General features: G+C 42.9%; 19 protein-coding genes and 1 tRNA gene. 1 reads left to right on the plus strand and 19 read right to left on the minus strand.

The window, feature by feature from the left end:
• Positions 1-91 precede the first annotated feature (91 nt).
• A tRNA-Arg gene (locus M3610_RS08080) sits at positions 92-163 on the minus strand.
• A 204-nt stretch (positions 164-367) separates the two neighbouring features.
• Here M3610_RS08080 and clpP point away from each other — a divergent pair.
• Positions 368-976 carry an ATP-dependent Clp endopeptidase proteolytic subunit ClpP gene (gene clpP, locus M3610_RS08085; protein ID WP_098572323.1) on the plus strand — a complete coding sequence of 203 codons (609 nt, stop codon included), beginning with the start codon at positions 368-370 and terminating at the stop codon, positions 974-976.
• Positions 977-1071: 95 nt separating this feature from the next.
• On the opposite strand, the gene M3610_RS08090 is transcribed toward clpP, so the two are convergent.
• From M3610_RS08090 to lgt, 18 genes are all read right to left on the minus strand, one after another.
• A complete protein-coding gene (locus M3610_RS08090) occupies positions 1072-1329 on the minus strand; it encodes an HPr family phosphocarrier protein (protein WP_251458081.1) in 258 nt (85 codons plus the stop codon).
• A gap of 110 nt (positions 1330-1439) precedes the next feature.
• Entirely contained in the window at positions 1440-2390 is a 951-nt protein-coding gene (gene whiA, locus M3610_RS08095; RefSeq protein ID WP_098572322.1) for a DNA-binding protein WhiA, read from the minus strand.
• A gap of 60 nt (positions 2391-2450) precedes the next feature.
• Positions 2451-3434 (minus strand): gluconeogenesis factor YvcK family protein, encoded by a 984-nt coding sequence (locus M3610_RS08100; protein ID WP_180230016.1) that lies wholly within the window; start codon positions 3432-3434, stop codon positions 2451-2453.
• Positions 3431-4324 (minus strand): RNase adapter RapZ, encoded by an 894-nt coding sequence (rapZ, locus tag M3610_RS08105; protein WP_098572321.1) that lies wholly within the window; start codon positions 4322-4324, stop codon positions 3431-3433. Before rapZ ends, M3610_RS08100 begins: the two co-directional genes overlap by 4 nt.
• Before the next feature lie 19 nt (positions 4325-4343).
• Positions 4344-4802 carry an 8-oxo-dGTP diphosphatase gene (locus M3610_RS08110; protein ID WP_026567789.1) on the minus strand — a complete coding sequence of 153 codons (459 nt, stop codon included), beginning with the start codon at positions 4800-4802 and terminating at the stop codon, positions 4344-4346.
• A gap of 399 nt (positions 4803-5201) precedes the next feature.
• On the minus strand, positions 5202-6152 hold the full coding sequence (gene trxB / locus M3610_RS08115) for a thioredoxin-disulfide reductase (RefSeq protein ID WP_251458084.1): 951 nt from the start codon (positions 6150-6152) through the stop codon (positions 5202-5204).
• Positions 6153-6252: 100 nt separating this feature from the next.
• Positions 6253-7746 (minus strand): tetratricopeptide repeat protein, encoded by a 1494-nt coding sequence (locus M3610_RS08120; protein WP_251458087.1) that lies wholly within the window; start codon positions 7744-7746, stop codon positions 6253-6255.
• 97 nt (positions 7747-7843) lie between these two features.
• Complete coding sequence (hisIE, locus tag M3610_RS08125) at positions 7844-8461, minus strand: bifunctional phosphoribosyl-AMP cyclohydrolase/phosphoribosyl-ATP diphosphatase HisIE (RefSeq protein WP_098572318.1); 618 nt, start codon at positions 8459-8461, stop codon at positions 7844-7846.
• Positions 8458-9219 (minus strand): imidazole glycerol phosphate synthase subunit HisF, encoded by a 762-nt coding sequence (gene hisF / locus M3610_RS08130; protein WP_251458090.1) that lies wholly within the window; start codon positions 9217-9219, stop codon positions 8458-8460. The genes hisIE and hisF overlap by 4 nt, the downstream gene beginning before the upstream one ends.
• A complete protein-coding gene (gene hisA / locus M3610_RS08135; RefSeq protein WP_251458095.1) occupies positions 9216-9941 on the minus strand; it encodes a 1-(5-phosphoribosyl)-5-[(5-phosphoribosylamino)methylideneamino]imidazole-4-carboxamide isomerase in 726 nt (241 codons plus the stop codon). Before hisA ends, hisF begins: the two co-directional genes overlap by 4 nt.
• Positions 9938-10564 (minus strand): imidazole glycerol phosphate synthase subunit HisH, encoded by a 627-nt coding sequence (hisH, locus tag M3610_RS08140; protein WP_251458098.1) that lies wholly within the window; start codon positions 10562-10564, stop codon positions 9938-9940. The genes hisA and hisH overlap by 4 nt, the downstream gene beginning before the upstream one ends.
• A 112-nt stretch (positions 10565-10676) precedes the next feature.
• Positions 10677-11264 carry an imidazoleglycerol-phosphate dehydratase HisB gene (hisB, locus tag M3610_RS08145; protein WP_251458101.1) on the minus strand — a complete coding sequence of 196 codons (588 nt, stop codon included), beginning with the start codon at positions 11262-11264 and terminating at the stop codon, positions 10677-10679.
• 38 nt (positions 11265-11302) lie between these two features.
• Positions 11303-12583, minus strand: coding sequence for a histidinol dehydrogenase (hisD, locus tag M3610_RS08150; RefSeq protein ID WP_251458104.1), 1281 nt, complete (start codon positions 12581-12583; stop codon positions 11303-11305).
• 1 nt (position 12584) lies between these two features.
• Entirely contained in the window at positions 12585-13223 is a 639-nt protein-coding gene (gene hisG / locus M3610_RS08155) for an ATP phosphoribosyltransferase (RefSeq protein WP_251458107.1), read from the minus strand.
• A complete protein-coding gene (locus tag M3610_RS08160; RefSeq protein ID WP_098572311.1) occupies positions 13216-14388 on the minus strand; it encodes an ATP phosphoribosyltransferase regulatory subunit in 1173 nt (390 codons plus the stop codon). The genes hisG and M3610_RS08160 overlap by 8 nt, the downstream gene beginning before the upstream one ends.
• A 332-nt stretch (positions 14389-14720) precedes the next feature.
• On the minus strand, positions 14721-15254 hold the full coding sequence (locus tag M3610_RS08165; protein WP_251458110.1) for an acyltransferase: 534 nt from the start codon (positions 15252-15254) through the stop codon (positions 14721-14723).
• A 5-nt stretch (positions 15255-15259) separates the two neighbouring features.
• Positions 15260-15904: a pyrophosphatase PpaX gene (gene ppaX, locus M3610_RS08170; protein WP_251458113.1), complete on the minus strand. Its 645-nt coding sequence runs from the start codon at positions 15902-15904 to the stop codon at positions 15260-15262.
• 25 nt (positions 15905-15929) lie between these two features.
• Positions 15930-16748, minus strand: a complete 819-nt coding sequence (gene lgt / locus M3610_RS08175; RefSeq protein WP_251458116.1) for a prolipoprotein diacylglyceryl transferase — start codon at positions 16746-16748, stop codon at positions 15930-15932.
• Positions 16749-16759: the final 11 nt, after the last annotated feature.

The raw sequence follows: 16759 nt of genomic DNA on the forward strand, positions 1-16759 counted from the left end.
AATTCGGGAATGGAAAATGATAAACTAGGAGATTAGGATGATTTTTTCCAATAAAAAACCTCCCATTTAATAAAACAGGAGGCTTTAGTGATGCGCTCGGCAGGAATCGAACCTGCATTTCAAGCTTCGGAGGCTTGCGTGCTATCCGTTGCACCACGAGCGCTAAATATTAGCGACTTACATATTATATTCCAGTTTCCCGCACTTTGCAAGTAAAGATTTAGTTTAAAATTCTTAAAAATGGTTATGATGGATTAGGGAAAGTTGTCGAACAATTTTATAGTCAAATTGTTTGACCTTTATTGACCATCAGTGTATGATAACAATACATATTACTATTACCTTTACAATCAAAGGAGGAAGAAAAATGAATTTGATCCCTACAGTAATTGAACAAACAAACCGGGGCGAGCGAGCGTATGACATTTACTCCCGTCTGTTAAAAGACCGGATTATTATGCTGGGAAGCGCCATCGACGACCATGTTGCTAACAGCATTGTAGCACAATTATTATTCCTTGAAGCGGATAATCCAGAAAAAGATATTTCTTTATATATCAACAGCCCAGGCGGCAGCATTACAGCTGGTATGGCGATTTATGATACTATGCAATTCATCAAGCCAAAAGTTCAAACGATTTGTATTGGTATGGCTGCATCTATGGGTGCATTCTTACTTGCAGCTGGTGAACCAGGCAAGCGTTATGCCCTTCCAAATGCGGAGGTTATGATTCACCAACCACTAGGCGGCGCACAAGGACAAGCAACTGAAATCGAAATTGCTGCAAAGCGTATCCTCTTCCTTCGTGAAAAATTAAATGGTATTTTATCAGAACGGACAGGCCAGCCTCTTGAAGTAATTGCCAAAGATACAGACCGCGACAACTTCATGACTGCCGAACGTGCAAAAGAATATGGTTTAATCGACCACATCATCACACGTAATCTAATTGATGATGAGAAGAAAAATAAATAAGTAACAAAGAAGCAATCGGCATCGACCGGTTGCTTTTTTTATTCTTCTAAAAATAATAAAACGGCCGGTCCCATATGGAACCGGCCGCAAATATATTATTGTTCTTTTTGAATAAAATCAGCCAATGCTTCAATAGCGGATGCTTCATCGTCACCATCTGCCACGATATCAATCATGACACCAGTACCAACCGCAAGACTCATTAAGCCCATAATGCTCTTCGCATTAACTTTCTTTCCATCCTTCTCCAGGAAAATATCCGCAGAGAACCGATTGGCTTCTTGGACAAAAAGGGCTGCTGGGCGTGCTTGAAGACCTGTTTTCAATTTTACTTCTACTTGTTTCACTAACATTATACAATTCCTCCTCATGTTTTTTTCGTCTATATTTCTTGAAGCTTATTCAAAAAATTTACTACCAGCTCATGTTATGGCTTTCACAAGATTACTTATGAAAGAATTTTCTATTCTGAGATCATCATATCCCCTATACGAAGCCTTTCCGCGATAGCATCAATTTTTCTCAAACGATGATTAATTCCAGACTTACTGATCGCACCGCCAGAAACCATTTCCCCCAATTCCTTAAGGGTTACATCGGTATAATTTAAGCGGAGTTCTGCAATTTCTCTTAACTTCTCAGGTAAAATTTGCAGACCGACTGTCTGGTCGATATAGCGTATATTCTCGACCTGCCGAATCGAAGCACCAATTGTTTTATTAAGATTGGCGGTTTCGCAATTTACAAGCCGATTGACTGAATTGCGCATATCACGAACAATTCGAACATCCTCGAAGCGAAGGAGTGCGTTATGGGCACCAACAATATTTAAAAACTCGGTTATTTTCTCTGCTTCTTTTAAGTAGGTAATATAACCTTTCTTGCGTTCAAGTGTTTTGCTATTAAGCCCAAATGTATTCATCAATTCGCATAAAGAATCATTGTGTTCTTTATAGAGCGAAGCAATCTCCAAATGATAGGAGGATGTCTCTGGATTATTGACAGATCCGCCTGCTAAAAATGCACCGCGGAGATAAGAACGCTTACAACATTTCTTCTTTACAAGTTCTGGTGAAATATCGTGAATAATCGTAAAACCTTCACCGATAATTTTGGTATCCTCGAGAATTTCCTTTGCTTGCTGGGATAAACGGACAATATAGACATTGTTTTTTTTCAAACGCATCTTCTTCCGAACAAGCAGCTCGACTTGGACATCATAACTCTTTTTTATTAATGTATAAATTCTTCTGGCAATCGCAGCATTTTCGGTTTGAATATCAACTACTAACTTTCGATTTGAGAATGAAAGGGAACCATTCATCCGAATGAGAGCTGATAACTCTGCTTGAATACAGCACGTTTTCACTTCTAAGTTAGTTAATTCTTTTTTCGTTTCCGAAGCGAAAGACATCCCTTTCCCCTCCATACTAAAAACACACTAGATTTATGCGTTTTTTAATAGTTACTATAATTACGTTTCATAACGCTTTTTGGTTTCAACTAAAAGCAAATTATATAATATTTTTGCCACTTTTTTCGGGTCATGACGTAATGCGCCATTTTCTTGGTAAGCAATATCCGCATGAACCACTTCGAGCCCTAATTCAAACAGTTGCGGCAAATCGTAGACAACAGGATCGGCCAACTCTTCATTATAACGGAGCTGGATGTCTTGTGGAATTTCTTCATTGTTCACAAGGATGGTATTAATAAATGCACAGCTCATATGATCATATAAGGCTTTTACATGATCACTTGCTGAAAAACCATGCGTTTCCCCGGCCTGGGTCATTAAATTACAGATATAGACCTTTTTGGCATGGGAGCGGCACAGCTCATCCCCGATTTTGGGAACGAGTAGATTTGGCAGAATGCTTGTATATAAACTTCCTGGTCCAATTATGATTAAATCGGCTTGACGAATCGCTTGAATAGTCTCTGGTAAAGGTCGAATATTCTCCGGCGTCATAAATACTTTTTTAATTCTTTTCCCAGAGTAGGGAATTTTCGATTCCCCTGAGACAATTGTCCCGTCTTCCATTTCCGCATGAAGAACAACACTTTGATTGGCTGCAGGCAAAACTTTGCCGTGAACATTTAAAATCTTGCTCATTTCCTGAATGGCGTGAACAAAATTACCTGTAATCGAGGTCATCGCCGCTAGGATTAAATTGCCAAGCGAATGTCCGGAAAGCTCATTCGATGTTTTAAATCGATGCTGAAACATTTCCTCAACGAGCGGTTCCACATCCGATAATGACGCTAACACATTGCGGATGTCACCAGGAGGAGGAATATGCAAGTCCTCACGCAAACGTCCTGAACTGCCGCCGTCATCCGCGACTGTCACTATGGCGGTAATATCGACTGGATACTGTTTTAATCCACGTAATAAAACTGGTAATCCGGTTCCCCCGCCAATGACGACAATTCGAGGCTGTCCGTAAATGCTCATGTAGTTTTTTCCTTTCTCCTCTCAATGTCACGATGAGAAATACATGTCTTGTAGTCCTTTTCGAAAAATTTACCTAGATACTCAGCCAGCGTTACCGAACGATGCTGTCCACCTGTACAGCCAATTGCAATGACTAGCTGGGCTTTCCCCTCTCGCTTATAATGTGGAAGCATGAAGGAAAGCAGGTCGGTTACTTTTTCTAAGAACTTATGCGTTTCATTCCATTTTAATACATAGCCGGAGACATCTTCATCTAATCCTGTTTTAGGTCTCATATGCTCAATATAATGAGGATTTGGCAAGAAGCGCACATCAAACACTAGATCCGCATCAATGGGAATTCCATACTTAAAGCCGAATGACATGACATTGACTGTAAAGATTGATTGTTTATTCGCGGTAAATTCAGTTAATATTTTCTCACGAAGTTCCCTAGGTTTCATCAGGGAAGTATTGTAAATCACTTGAGCCCTGCCTTTCAGTTCTTCAAGAAGCTCGCGCTCAAGCGTTATACCTTCTAACGGCAGACCTGTCTGTGCGAGTGGATGTGACCGCCTTGTTTCCTTATATCTGCGCACTAATGTGGAATCATCTGCATCTAAAAATAAGATCCTCGGGGCTACCCAGGAGGTTTCTGCCAATTCATCTAATGCTTTAAAGAGATGATCAAAGAATTCTCTGCCCCGCAGGTCCATCACGAGAGCAACTTTATTCATCTTATTCCCGGATTCCTTCATAAGTTCAAGGAATTTTGGAAGCAGGGTTGGAGGCAGATTATCGACACAGAAGAACCCTAAATCTTCAAAACTTTGAATGGCAACAGTTTTTCCTGCACCAGACATTCCTGTAATAATGACCATTTGTATGTCATTTACTGCACCGGTACTCATGATTTATTCCCCCTATAAATTAGCTTGGATCTAATCGGTAACTGATTAGTTGAAAGTCTTTTGTATAAGTAAAAGTACCGTAAATAATTCCTTTTCCATGAATCATGTAATCAAGAATATGATAATCGCCAGCGGCCATTGGCAAATTTTTCAATTGGTCAATCATTTGCCACTCCAACTTGCCTTCCTCGGATTCGTCTAGATCGACTCCATCTGAATCAGTGGCCACAAATGTAAACATCATCCATTCTGAAAGCAATTGGTCATTTTCTTTCATAATCATTGTAAAAATCCCTTTTAATTGTGGATTTTTTAGATAGATTCCTGTTTCCTCACGATATTCCCTGATGCAGGAATCCCTGACAGATTCGCCTGGCTCCATTTTCCCGCCAGGAGCCACCCACCAGCCGCGGCGTGGCTTTTGCAGAAGCAATATTTTTCCGTCTCTAATCAATACACAATTGGTGACTCTTTGCACAGCATTCACCCTCTTTTACACAGCATCTGCATTTTAACAGCTCTCATTAGAGGCTTGGTCTTTTTCTATACAAACTCTCTCTGAGGCATGGCAATATTTCCTACTATAACTTTGAATTCATTCTTATTATTATACTATTTTTAGGATACAGTCACAATGAATACAAATTTGATATTTATGTTAAATTTAACAGTGGTTAGTATGTTCTTGTAAAACTTGGGGATATGAGCAGAAACCCCCAAAAAAAATAGCACAGGCTACGGGCCTGTGCATAAAAGAAATATATTTTTAAAGGGGGTCAATTACTGTTTCTATCATACCGTAACTATATTGCACAATTGTTACAGAAGAATTAAAACAGTTTTACGTTTTTACAAATCCCCACCACAATATTTCTTTTTAACTTTTTTGTTTCATTCCCTCTTTAAGTTCTTCAATATAATGCTGGGCGCTTTGGGCTGCGATACTGCCATCCCCAGTCGCTGTTACAATCTGGCGCAGTGTTTTTTCACGAATGTCTCCTGCAGCATAAATTCCCGGTACCCTTGTTTCCATCCGGTCATTCGTTTCAATATATCCATTATCATTGGTAATTCCAAGGCTCGCAAATGGTTTCGATAACGGAACCATACCGATGTAAATGAAGACACCGTCAGCCGGTAATACTTGCTCTTCACCATTTTCGGTGGAAACGAGTGTGACACTGCCTACTTTGCCATCCTTGTCATTAATAGCCTTGATCGTGTGATTCCAAATAAAATCCACTTTCTCATTAGCAAAAGCACGGTCTTGAAGAATTTTTTGTGCACGCAATTCATTACGGCGATGAACGATGGTCACCTTGGAAGCAAAGCGGGTTAAGTACACACCTTCTTCAACAGCTGAGTCCCCTCCGCCAATGACGAATAATTCTTTTCCTTTAAAGAAAGCTCCATCACAAACCGCACAATAGGATACACCGCGGCCGCCCAGTTCTTTTTCCCCTGGAACGCCAATTTTCTTATATTCTGCACCCGTTGTAATGATGACCGCGTAGGCCTTGTATTGCTTGGAGCCTGCGACTACGATTTTATAATCGCCATGGTCTTGGATTTCTTTAATATCGCCATACGCATATTCAGCACCAAATTTTTTCGCATGCTCGAACATTTTTGTTGATAAATCTGGACCTAAAATACTTTCAAAACCTGGATAGTTTTCCACGTCCTCTGTATTGGCCATTTGTCCGCCCGGCATTCCGCGCTCAATCATTAATGTGGATAGGTTTGCTCGTGATGTATAAACAGCCGCTGTCATCCCCGCAGGGCCAGCACCGGCAATAATAACGTCATAAATTTTTTCATCTGACATGGTTTAAACACTCCCTATATAAAAAAAATACGATTAAGTAAGAATTATTGTTCCCTTACTTAATCGTATATAACAAATGTTTTATCGTCCACCAATTTGCTTAGTTCAAATATTTATTCACTATTTTCACATATTTACCAATGGTTGCGGATGAAATTCCATAACGATCGGCTACCTCTTGCTGTGAAACCTTTTCACTACGCAGTTTATGCCAAACATACTCGACGGCACCCGCCCAGGCACGTTTATTTTTCAATGGGAGGCTGTCTTTGGAAACCTCGACAAATACAGAAAACCACATCAAGTATAAACCTGACTCAATGGTGCCAATCGGTTGAAAGGTCTCATAAAAGAGTTCGGCCACTTCCTGTGCCTCGGCCGTCATCGAAGGTTTTCCCGAACGAATCAATGAGATATATTCCTTTTCCAAGGACGTAAATTTCTGATTTTGAAACAGTCGCTTGGAGGTGATGATTTCTTCCTTTTTACTCGATACAGTCGTGAGGAAAAGGGCAAATAAGCGTTCCTCCACATAGTCGCTGTCCAGTTTTTGAAAAATTGAACCCGAAAGGTCTTCAAAACCATTGGTTGGTGCATTTTCTTTGTTCCATGGTTCAGAGCCTTCCTTATCAGGATTAAGTTCCAGCACTTTTTTCCAGATATTTTTTGCGAACGTTTCATTGCCTGTGAAATAGGCAGAATGGGAAAGCCAGTAGTAAAACGGACTATCACCATCAAAGCCTTGCTTATATAATTTTTTCAACCATACATAGGCTAGGTCATATTCACCTACTAGAGCAAATGATGCCCCCAGTTTGAATTGCTGTTCACTTAAAAGTGGTTGAATTTTCTTTAACATGTCAGTCATACCGGCAACATCTTGTTCCTGCCCTTGATAATAGGCAAATACAAGCTGGTTACATAGAGCATGTAGATTACCTGGATTTCGCTCTAATACATCATCTAAAATGGATTCCGCCTTTTTTGTCTTCCCTAAATAAAAATAGGCGAGCGCCAAGTTGTTGTACGCTGACCAGTACTCTGGATAATCCTTGACGACATCTTTTAACAGTTCAATCGCTTTTGGAAAGTATCCTGACTCAAGCAGGTCACGAGCCTGTTCTTGTTTAACGATAAGGTCATCCTGCTGATACAGATCATCCTCAAGATCTTCTGATTCCAATGTAAGTACATCTAGTAAATCCTCAGTATCCTCGCTAAAGTCACCATCTGGATCTAGCTGTAAATACAGTTTGGCGTGATGATACGCATCTTTAAAAAATCCCATATGGGCATAATTATTGGCCAAAAAGTAATGGCATTCCACCATTTCTTGATCTAGTTCTTCAAGGATGAGGTGCAAGAGCCGGTTGGAATGTTCAAACTCGCCAAGTTCTGTTGACACGATCGCCAACTGGCATATAATCATCGGTTCACCCGGCTCAAGCTGCATCGCTCGCCCAAGATATTTTTTTGCTTTTATAAAATCACGTCGATGGTATGCCTTTAAACCCTTCGTGAAATAATATTCCCCCGTAGGAACAAATGTAAGTAATTTTCCCATATGCTTTCTTGCTTTCGCGTCTTTACCCATGAAGTCCTCCACATTTTTAACATAACTAAGGTAGTATACCACACTAGGGAGATGTTCGAGAAGATACCAGAAAAAAAGCATAAAAAAACCAGTCGATTTACGACCGGTCCTTGTGTCTCTCTTCTAAAGTTCTCAAAACTTCCTTGAATGGAAGGCCTTGTTCAACGAGTAATACCTGCAAGTGATAAAGGAGATCAGCTGCTTCCCAACGCAGTTCCTCTGCGTCGCGGTTTTTCGCTGCAATAATTACTTCGGCCGCTTCTTCGCCAACTTTTTTCAAAATCTTATCGACGCCTTTTTCAAACAAATAGGTGGTGTAAGCCCCTTCTGGACGCTCACGTTCACGGTCAACGATGACTTTTTCAAGCGATTGTAAGATCTCGTAGTCTGCCAGACTTGATGTCCCCGTATAGCCTCTTTCTGTAAAACAGCTAACCGCACCAGTATGGCATGCCGGACCCTTTGGATATACAAGGACTAATATTGCATCTTGGTCACAGTCATAGTTCATGCTGACTACGGTCTGTGTATTTCCGCTTGTTGCACCTTTATGCCATAATTCCTTGCGAGAACGGCTATAGAACCATGTTTCGCCCGTTTCAATTGTTTTGGCGAGCGACTCCTCGTTCATATAAGCGAGCGTTAATACTTCTTTTGTTCCAGCATCTTGAATAATCGCAGGCACTAACCCTTTTTCATCAAATCGTACATTCATCGAACCGTCACTCCTTTTTCCCGTAAATAGCTTTTTACTTCATGAACAGATGTCTCTTTATAGTGAAAAATGGACGCAGCGAGAGCCGCATCTGCTTTTCCGGCTAAGAACGCTTCCTCGAAGTGTTCCGAATTCCCTGCCCCGCCCGAAGCAATGACAGGAATAGTTACCGCTTCGCTGACTGCCTTCGTCAGCTCCAGGTCAAATCCATTCTTCTCACCATCACTATCCATGCTCGTTAGCAAAATTTCACCCGCACCCAGACGGGCAGCTTCGCTAGCCCACTCAACAACTAGTTTGTCTGTCGGCGTTCTGCCACCGTGGGTGAATACCCTCCATGTTCCCACTTCTTCATCATATTTCGCATCGATTGCGACCACAATGCATTGCGAGCCAAAGTAGCTGGCACCTTCCTTAATCAGTTCCGGGTTAAGGACCGCCGCCGTGTTGAGCGATACTTTATCCGCACCGGCACGCAGGATTCTTTTCATATCCTCTAAGGCATTAATGCCACCGCCTACCGTAAACGGAATAGCCAACTCAGAGGCGACGGCCTTTACAACTTCAACCATTGTTTTTCGGCCTTCAACAGAGGCAGAGATATCGAGAAAAACAAGTTCATCCGCCCCCTGCTCATCGTAAAAGCGTGCAAGTTCTACAGGATCACCGGCATCACGCAGTTGCACAAATTGGATCCCTTTGACCACTCGGCCATCTTTTACATCCAGGCATGGGATGATTCTTTTTGTAAGAGTCATCGGGAGCCACCCACTTTCAGAGCCTCTTTTAAAGTGAAGCGGTTTTCATATAGGGCTTTACCGACGATTGCTCCTTGTATCCCTTCGGAAGCAATGGCTTGTAAGTCTGCTAGACTGCTCACCCCGCCGGAGGCGATCACATTTTTCCCCGTCACTTCAGCCATTTCACACACAGCGGCAATATTCGGACCGGCTAGTGTTCCATCCGTAGCGATATCCGTAAAAATAAACGTCTCCGCCCCGGCATCTGCAAAGCGCTTGCCGAGATCGACGGCCTTTAGTTCTGAAGTATCCAGCCAACCGTGTGTCGCGACATAGCCATTTTTAGCATCAATGCCGACAGCAATTTTCGCACCGTATTTTTTGATCATATCGATGGCAAATTCGGGGTTAGAAACTGCAATACTGCCAATGATGACACGGTTCACACCATTCTTAAGATAGTGAAGGATATCCTCCTCCGAGCGAATACCGCCGCCAATCTGAATATTTACATTTAACTTTTGCGCGGCTTCAATCACAAACCGGTCATTGACCCGCTTGCCATCTTTTGCCCCATCAAGGTCCACCATGTGAATCCACTCGGAGCCGTCAGCGGCAAAACTTTTGGCCATATCAAATGGCGAGTCACCATAAATGGTTTCTTGGTCGTAGTCCCCTTGGAGAAGTCGGACGCACTTGCCGCCGCGCATATCAATTGCTGGATAAATCGTTAAACTCATCGGACTGCCTTCCTTTCCTCCACCATTTGTAGAAAATTAGCGAGCAGGGCCATGCCCAGCTTGCTGCTTTTTTCAGGATGAAATTGCATCCCAAATATATTATCTTTACCCACAACCGCAGATACTTGTTCGTGATAATTGGCCTTTGCCAGTAACACATCGGAGTTTTCCGCATCCACATAATAGGAATGGACGAAATAGACGTAATCCTCTTCTAAGTTTTTTAATAGCGGGGATTCTTGGACAAATTCAAGTCGATTCCAGCCCATATGCGGAACTTTGTAGGTCTGTCCTTCCGGCGTTTTCCCTGGAAAACGGCGAACACGGCCCGGTAACAATCCTAAACCTTCTGTCGGTCCATTTTCCTCACTTCGTTCAAACAGCAATTGCATCCCAAGGCAAATCCCAAGGAGCGGTTTACCTGATGCCGCAAATTCCTTAATCGTCTCTACTGGCAAACGCTCCATCGCATCCCGAAAGGAGCCCACACCTGGAAGAAGTAAAGCATCTGCCGCCAGCAGCTCACCCTTATCAGCCGAAATAAAATACTCAGCACCGAGCCGTTCCAATGCCTTGCTAACACTAAACAGATTTCCCATTCCATAGTCAACAATGCCAATCATCTAAAACCATCCTTTCACGGTGCCTATCCTTGGTGCCTGACACCTAAGTTATGTTTTTCACATGGTGCCTGACACCACTACACTACATACCATTACACTACACTACTTCTTTCTAGAGCATTCCTTTTGTCGAGGGAACGCCTTTGATGCGCGGGTCGATGGTTGTTGCTTCGTCAAGGGCACGGCCGAGCGCTTTAAAGACGGCTTCGATCATATGATGGGTATTTTTTCCGTAATGGACGATGACATGGAGATTCATCCGGGCCTCAAGTGCAAGCTTCCATAAAAATTCATGAACCAGCTCAGTGTCAAAGGTGCCCACTTTTTGTCCTGGGAACTCGGCACGCATTTCTAAATGCGGACGATTACTGAGGTCAACGACAACCTGTGCCAACGCTTCATCCATTGGTACAAAGGCATTCCCGTAACGCTTAATCCCGCGTTTGTCACCTAAGGCTTCACGTAAGGCCTGTCCAAGACAAATACCAATATCTTCTGTTGTATGGTGGTCATCAACTTCTGTATCCCCATTGGCATTCACTGTTAGGTTGAATTGTCCATGTTTTGTGAATAAATCAAGCATATGGGTCATGAACGGTACGCCCGTTTCTAAAGTAGACTGACCTTCCCCATCCACATCTAATGTTAATTGAATTTGTGTTTCATTCGTGTTTCGTTCAATACTTGCGATTCTTTCCATGAAATGGGACCCCCTATTTATTGTGCAGTACGATTATTTTATAATTTTCCGTCGTTTTTCAATCGGAATTCAACTGCCCGTGCATGGGCTTCAAGCCCTTCCTTCCGGGCAAACTCAGCAATTTTAGCCCCATTCTCAACCATCGCCTTTTGGCTGTAGATAATCACGCTTGATTTCTTCTGGAAATCATCCACATTCAACGGACTAGAAAAGCGGGCTGTTCCGTTGGTTGGAAGAACATGATTAGGGCCAGCAAAGTAGTCACCAACCGGCTCTGAACTATAGCGGCCGATAAAAATGGCTCCAGCATGTCGGATCTTCCCAAGCAGTTCAATCGCATTTTCTGTGATAATTTCTAAATGTTCAGGCGCTAATTGATTGATGGTTTCGATCGCTTCTTCAATTGTATCCGTTATGTAAATAGCACCATAATCCGCAATTGAACGGGAGGCGATATCTTTCCGTGGCAGCAGCTCGAGCTGCTTTTCCACTTCCATGCTGACCGCTTCGGCCAGGACACTCGAAGGGGTGACCAAGACACTGCAGGCCCGCGGGTCATGTTCTGCCTGTGACAGCAGGTCCGCCGCTACCTCGTCTGCTCTTGCTGTTTCATCTGCCAAAATGGCAATTTCACTTGGACCGGCAATCATATCAATATCAACATCACCGAAAACCTCACGTTTAGCTAACGCCACGTAGATATTTCCGGGACCGGTAATTTTATCAACAGAGTTAATTGATTCGGTTCCATAGGCAAGTGCCGCTATTGCTTGAGCCCCGCCCACTTTATAGATTTCCTCAACGCCCGCTTCCTTGGCCGCAACTAGTACGGCAGCAGGTAATTGGCCTTGGTCGTCTGGCGGCGACACCATCACGATCCGCTTCACACCAGCGACCTTCGCTGGAAGGACGTTCATAAGAACGGAGGAAGGATACGCTGCTGTTCCGCCTGGCACATATACTCCTACGGAATCGAGCGGTGTGATTTTTTGCCCTAGAACGGTTCCATTTTCCTCCGTTGTCATCCATGATGGCCGCAGCTGCTTTTCATGAAACGAGCGAATATTTTCCGCCGCTTCTCGGACAATCGAGAGAAAACGCTCATCTACCTTTGTGTAGGCAGCCTCTATTTCTTTTTCAGTGACAGAAAAAGAAGTTAAGCGCACACGATCGAATTTCTCAGTATATTCCCTTAATGCTTCATCGCCGCGCGTGCGAATCGCTGATATAATTTCTTTGACTACATTTACTTGCTCGGAGGTACCTGACTCGATTGATCGCTTTAACGATACAAGGTCATTTACTTTTACTATTTTCATGTTAATTTTCCTCCAAAGAGACAACTTTACTAAGCCTTGTTACTAGTTCGTCAATCTTTGTATCCTTGATGCGGTAGCTGACGGGATTAACGATCAGTCGGGATGTGACATCCACAATCCTCTCATACTCAACAAGACCATTTTCCCTCATCGTTCGGCCGGTGGAAACAATATCCACAATCCTATCTGATAAACCAATGATCGGAGCAAGTTCGATGGAACCGTTTAATTTGATAATTTCCACTTGTTCTCCCTGTTCACGGAAATAGGCTTCAGCCACATTCGGATATTTTGTGGCAACCCTAGGCGCCACATCATTCATTTTTGTGTTTGGAAGGCCTGCAACCGCTAAATAGCAGGCACTAATCCGTAAGTCGAGGAGTTCATAAACATCACGCTCTTCCTCCAGCATGACATCCTTGCCGGCGATACCGATATCGGCGACCCCATGCTCGACATAGGTAGGAACATCGGTTGGTTTCGCCAAAATAAATCGCAGCCCCTCATTTTCAACCTCGATGATTAATTTCCGCGAATCATCAAATTCAGGTGGAAGCTGATACCCAGCTTTCCGAAGCAGTTCAACCGCTTCTTCAAAAATACGCCCTTTCGGCATTGCAATCGTTAGTATATTATTCATCGGCACGCCCTCCGAGTAAGTAGGTAGTATCCGCAAATTTCTTTGTAAAGGCATCAAGGTTTTTGACGCCATTAATATCTTGGAGCACGGTCCGTTTTCCTTCGTTATGCATCTGTTCAGCTAATTGAAAAGCTTCCTTTCGGCGCTCCTGACTGAAAAAGATGCAGGTTACTGTATTTTCGAAGTCGATGTTGCCCAGGGCCTCTAGCAGTCGGTCAAGATGTACCGCGAACCCGGTGGCACTTGCATTTTTCCCAAATTTCTCAATTAAGCTGTAGCGGCCGCCATTACCGATAGGAAAGCCAACATTCCCCGCATAAACTTCAAATAATATTCCAGAATAATAGCTCATATGGCTGACGATGGTAAAATCAAATTTCACTTGATCCTCGACACCGTAATCGTTCAGACAATCCCATAGTTCTTTTAACTGCAGAAGTGCAAGCTTGCCTTGTTCATTTTCAATTAAATCGAAGGCCTTGCCGATCACTTCGATTCCTCCCCTTAAGTCGAGGAATTGAAGAAGTCTTTGTTTATCAATTGATGATAAGGATAACGAGTTTACATGCTCGCGGTAACCGACATAATTTTTTTCATATAAAAATCTTCGTAACGAATTAGCCCGCTCATCCGTCCCAAGGATTTGTAAAAATAATTCCTGGGCAAAACCAATATGACCAATTGATACTTGGAACTGTGATAACCCTGCTTTTTTTAATGAAGAAATAAGTAAGGCAATCACTTCGCCATCGCACGAAACGGTTTCGTCATTTAGAAATTCCACGCCGATTTGTTCAAATTCAGCGGGGCGTCCGCCTTCACGCTGCTGAGCGCGGAACACGTTCGCGGAGTAGGCTAATCGAAGCGGCATATCGTCCTGCAATAGTTTTGATGCGGCTACGCGGGCGATAGGCGCTGTCATATCAGGTCGTAAAACCAGTGTATGCCCTTGTTTGTCGAGCAATCGGAACAACTGGGCATCTTGAATGGCCGATGCCGATCCAACTGTTTCATAGTATTCCAGTGTAGGTGTTTCAATAAATTGGCAGCCCCAAAGTTTGATGGTATCTTCCATTAAAGTTCGAACACGGTGTTTTTTTTCATACAACTCTGGCAGCGTATCTCTCATGCCTAGGGGCTTTTCAAACATAAACAAGCGACTCATCCTGCTCATCCTTTATTTTAGATTACGTTATTTTAAAATTTTCTAAATGCTTTAGTCTGCTAATGTGATAATGAATTAAAGTAGTTTTAGTTTACCCTTTGAAAAACTATTCGTCAATAAAAAATCTGAAACTTTTGGGAGGGATTCCGCCGACCTAGGATGGAGTTCCGCCAATCTGTGGTAGGATTCCGCCGAACCTCGATATATATCCGCCAACCTAGTATGGAATTCCGCCAAGTTTCTGAATTTTTCCGCGAAACGACATTTTAATAGTTAGTTTACTACAAAAAAAGCCTGGTTGCGAAAACCAGACTTTAAAAAATTTCACTATATTATTTTCTCCGTCCATAAATCGAATCCTCGGCCCAGCGCTCGGCCAACTCTTCCTTTGTATAAATGACCCGCATTGGATTGCCGCCAACAAACGCCCCAGGAGGGACATCTTTATGGACCAGGGTTCCAGCTGAGACAATGGCCCCATCTCCAATCGTAATCCCTGGAAGGATCGTGGAGTTCGCACCAATCATCACTTCACTGCCAATCACCACAGGACCAAGCCGGTATTCTTTAATTAAATATTCATGAGCTAGGATGGTCGTGTTGTATCCAATCACCGTATTTCGGCCGACACTGATTTTTTCAGGAAACATTACATCAAGCATAACCATTAATGCGAAGGATGTTTGTTCGCCCACCTCAAGCCCAAGGAACACCCGATACAGCCAATTTTTCATCCCTAAGAATGGCGTGTAGCGGGCTAATTGAATCACAATAAAATTCTTAACAACTTTCCAAAAAGGCACGGTCTTATAGACGTGCCATAAAGAGTTCGCTCCTTCAACCGGATAGCGGGTCGTATTCCTCATCTTTCTCACTCTCCGAGGATAGGTAATAGGTCAGCCATGTTCTCTAGAATATAATCGGGTTCATATTTGGCAATATACTCTCTGCCTTTAATCGACCAGGCACAGCCAGCGGTTGCGGTACCTGCATTTTTTCCTGCTAAAATATCATGGTAATTATCGCCAACCATCATTGTCTCTTCCGGGGTAGAATCCAGTTGTTCCAATGCCTTAAAAATAGGTTCAGGATCTGGTTTTGTCTTGCTGACATGATCGTAGGCAACAATGACTTCGAAATAGGATTCTAGGTTCATAAGATGAAGTCCCTTCATCGTCACATCATGACGTTTAGTCGTGACGATCCCCAGCTTGTAGCCCTTTTCTTTTAAGGTTTGCACCGTTTCCAAGACCCCAGCAAATTCCCGCACCAAGTTATCATGGTTGCTTATGTTAAAGGCCCGATATTCTAAAATCATCTCTTCCACGCGATCTGGATCGATGGTGCCAAACGCTTCGTGCAGTGTCGGTCCCATAAACGGCAATACATCCTCACGCTTGTACTTGTTTGGATAATATTTTTCCAATGTATGCAGGTAGGATGTAATAATTAATTCATTCGTATCAATTAAAGTCCCATCTAAATCAAAAAGAACGGTCGTAATTTTATTCGTCATTGGTTGCTTCCTTTCTCTCACACGGTTAACTATTTTCTTGATCTAAATATCGCTTATCGGTCAATTGTTTCGTGCGGCGATACATAAGAATGGCCAGCGCTCCCACCACTAATGCAATCGAAATTGTTTGTGCCATCCGGAGGCTGCCAAGCATTAAGCTATCAGTTCGTAAGCCCTCGATGAAAAAACGGCCAACTGAATACCAAATCACATATGTAAGGAATAATTCTCCGCGGCGGAAGTTCACACGGCGCAGGAATAATAATAGGAAAAAGCCAGCAAAGTCCCAGAGTGATTCATACAAGAATGTTGGGTGATAATACGTTCCATTAATATACATTTGATTAATAATAAATTCCGGTAAATTCAAGTTTTCAAGGAATGCTCTAGTTACTTCCCCGCCATGCGCCTCCTGGTTCATGAAATTTCCCCAACGGCCAATCGCTTGTCCAAGAATAATACTCGGTGCGGCAATGTCAGCAATTTTCCAAAAGGAAATCCCGCGTTTTTTGGCAAACACATATGTGGTCAGTACAGAACCAATCAAGGCACCATGGATAGCTATCCCGCCATTCCAAATTTGCGGGATATCCGCCGGATGGTTGACATAATACTTCCATTCAAAAATCACATAATAGATACGTGCAGATATGATGGCAATGGGGATAGCCCATAGCATTAAGTCAGCAAACGTGTCTTTCTCTAACCCTCTGCGATTACCCTCCCTGATGGCAAGGTACAAAGCAAGGGCCAAACCTGAGCCAATAATAATCCCATACCAATGCACTGAAATCGGTCCAAGTGAAAAGGCAATTGGATTTAGCGGTTGAATAGATTCGTTCATCTCTCTATCTC

It is taken from the genome of Neobacillus sp. MER 74 (genome assembly GCF_023714155.1).

What these genes read in the sequence shown, in the direction of transcription:
- clpP (WP_098572323.1), top strand. Translation starts at nt 368, where the DNA reads ATGAATTTGATCCCTACAGTAATTGAACAAACAAACCGGGGCGAGCGA.
- M3610_RS08090 (WP_251458081.1), bottom strand. Translation starts at nt 1,329, where the DNA reads ATGTTAGTGAAACAAGTAGAAGTAAAATTGAAAACAGGTCTTCAAGCA.
- whiA (WP_098572322.1), bottom strand. Translation starts at nt 2,390, where the DNA reads ATGTCTTTCGCTTCGGAAACGAAAAAAGAATTAACTAACTTAGAAGTG.
- M3610_RS08100 (WP_180230016.1), bottom strand. Translation starts at nt 3,434, where the DNA reads ATGAGCATTTACGGACAGCCTCGAATTGTCGTCATTGGCGGGGGAACC.
- rapZ (WP_098572321.1), bottom strand. Translation starts at nt 4,324, where the DNA reads ATGAGTACCGGTGCAGTAAATGACATACAAATGGTCATTATTACAGGA.
- trxB (WP_251458084.1), bottom strand. Translation starts at nt 6,152, where the DNA reads ATGTCAGATGAAAAAATTTATGACGTTATTATTGCCGGTGCTGGCCCT.
- M3610_RS08120 (WP_251458087.1), bottom strand. Translation starts at nt 7,746, where the DNA reads ATGGGTAAAGACGCGAAAGCAAGAAAGCATATGGGAAAATTACTTACA.
- hisIE (WP_098572318.1), bottom strand. Translation starts at nt 8,461, where the DNA reads ATGAATGTACGATTTGATGAAAAAGGGTTAGTGCCTGCGATTATTCAA.
- hisF (WP_251458090.1), bottom strand. Translation starts at nt 9,219, where the DNA reads ATGACTCTTACAAAAAGAATCATCCCATGCCTGGATGTAAAAGATGGC.
- hisA (WP_251458095.1), bottom strand. Translation starts at nt 9,941, where the DNA reads ATGAGTTTAACGATTTATCCAGCAATTGATATGCGCGGCGGCAAGTGC.
- hisH (WP_251458098.1), bottom strand. Translation starts at nt 10,564, where the DNA reads ATGATTGGCATTGTTGACTATGGAATGGGAAATCTGTTTAGTGTTAGC.
- hisB (WP_251458101.1), bottom strand. Translation starts at nt 11,264, where the DNA reads ATGGAAAGAATCGCAAGTATTGAACGAAACACGAATGAAACACAAATT.
- hisD (WP_251458104.1), bottom strand. Translation starts at nt 12,583, where the DNA reads ATGAAAATAGTAAAAGTAAATGACCTTGTATCGTTAAAGCGATCAATC.
- hisG (WP_251458107.1), bottom strand. Translation starts at nt 13,223, where the DNA reads ATGAATAATATACTAACGATTGCAATGCCGAAAGGGCGTATTTTTGAA.
- M3610_RS08160 (WP_098572311.1), bottom strand. Translation starts at nt 14,388, where the DNA reads ATGAGTCGCTTGTTTATGTTTGAAAAGCCCCTAGGCATGAGAGATACG.
- M3610_RS08165 (WP_251458110.1), bottom strand. Translation starts at nt 15,254, where the DNA reads ATGAGGAATACGACCCGCTATCCGGTTGAAGGAGCGAACTCTTTATGG.
- ppaX (WP_251458113.1), bottom strand. Translation starts at nt 15,904, where the DNA reads ATGACGAATAAAATTACGACCGTTCTTTTTGATTTAGATGGGACTTTA.
- lgt (WP_251458116.1), bottom strand. Translation starts at nt 16,748, where the DNA reads ATGAACGAATCTATTCAACCGCTAAATCCAATTGCCTTTTCACTTGGA.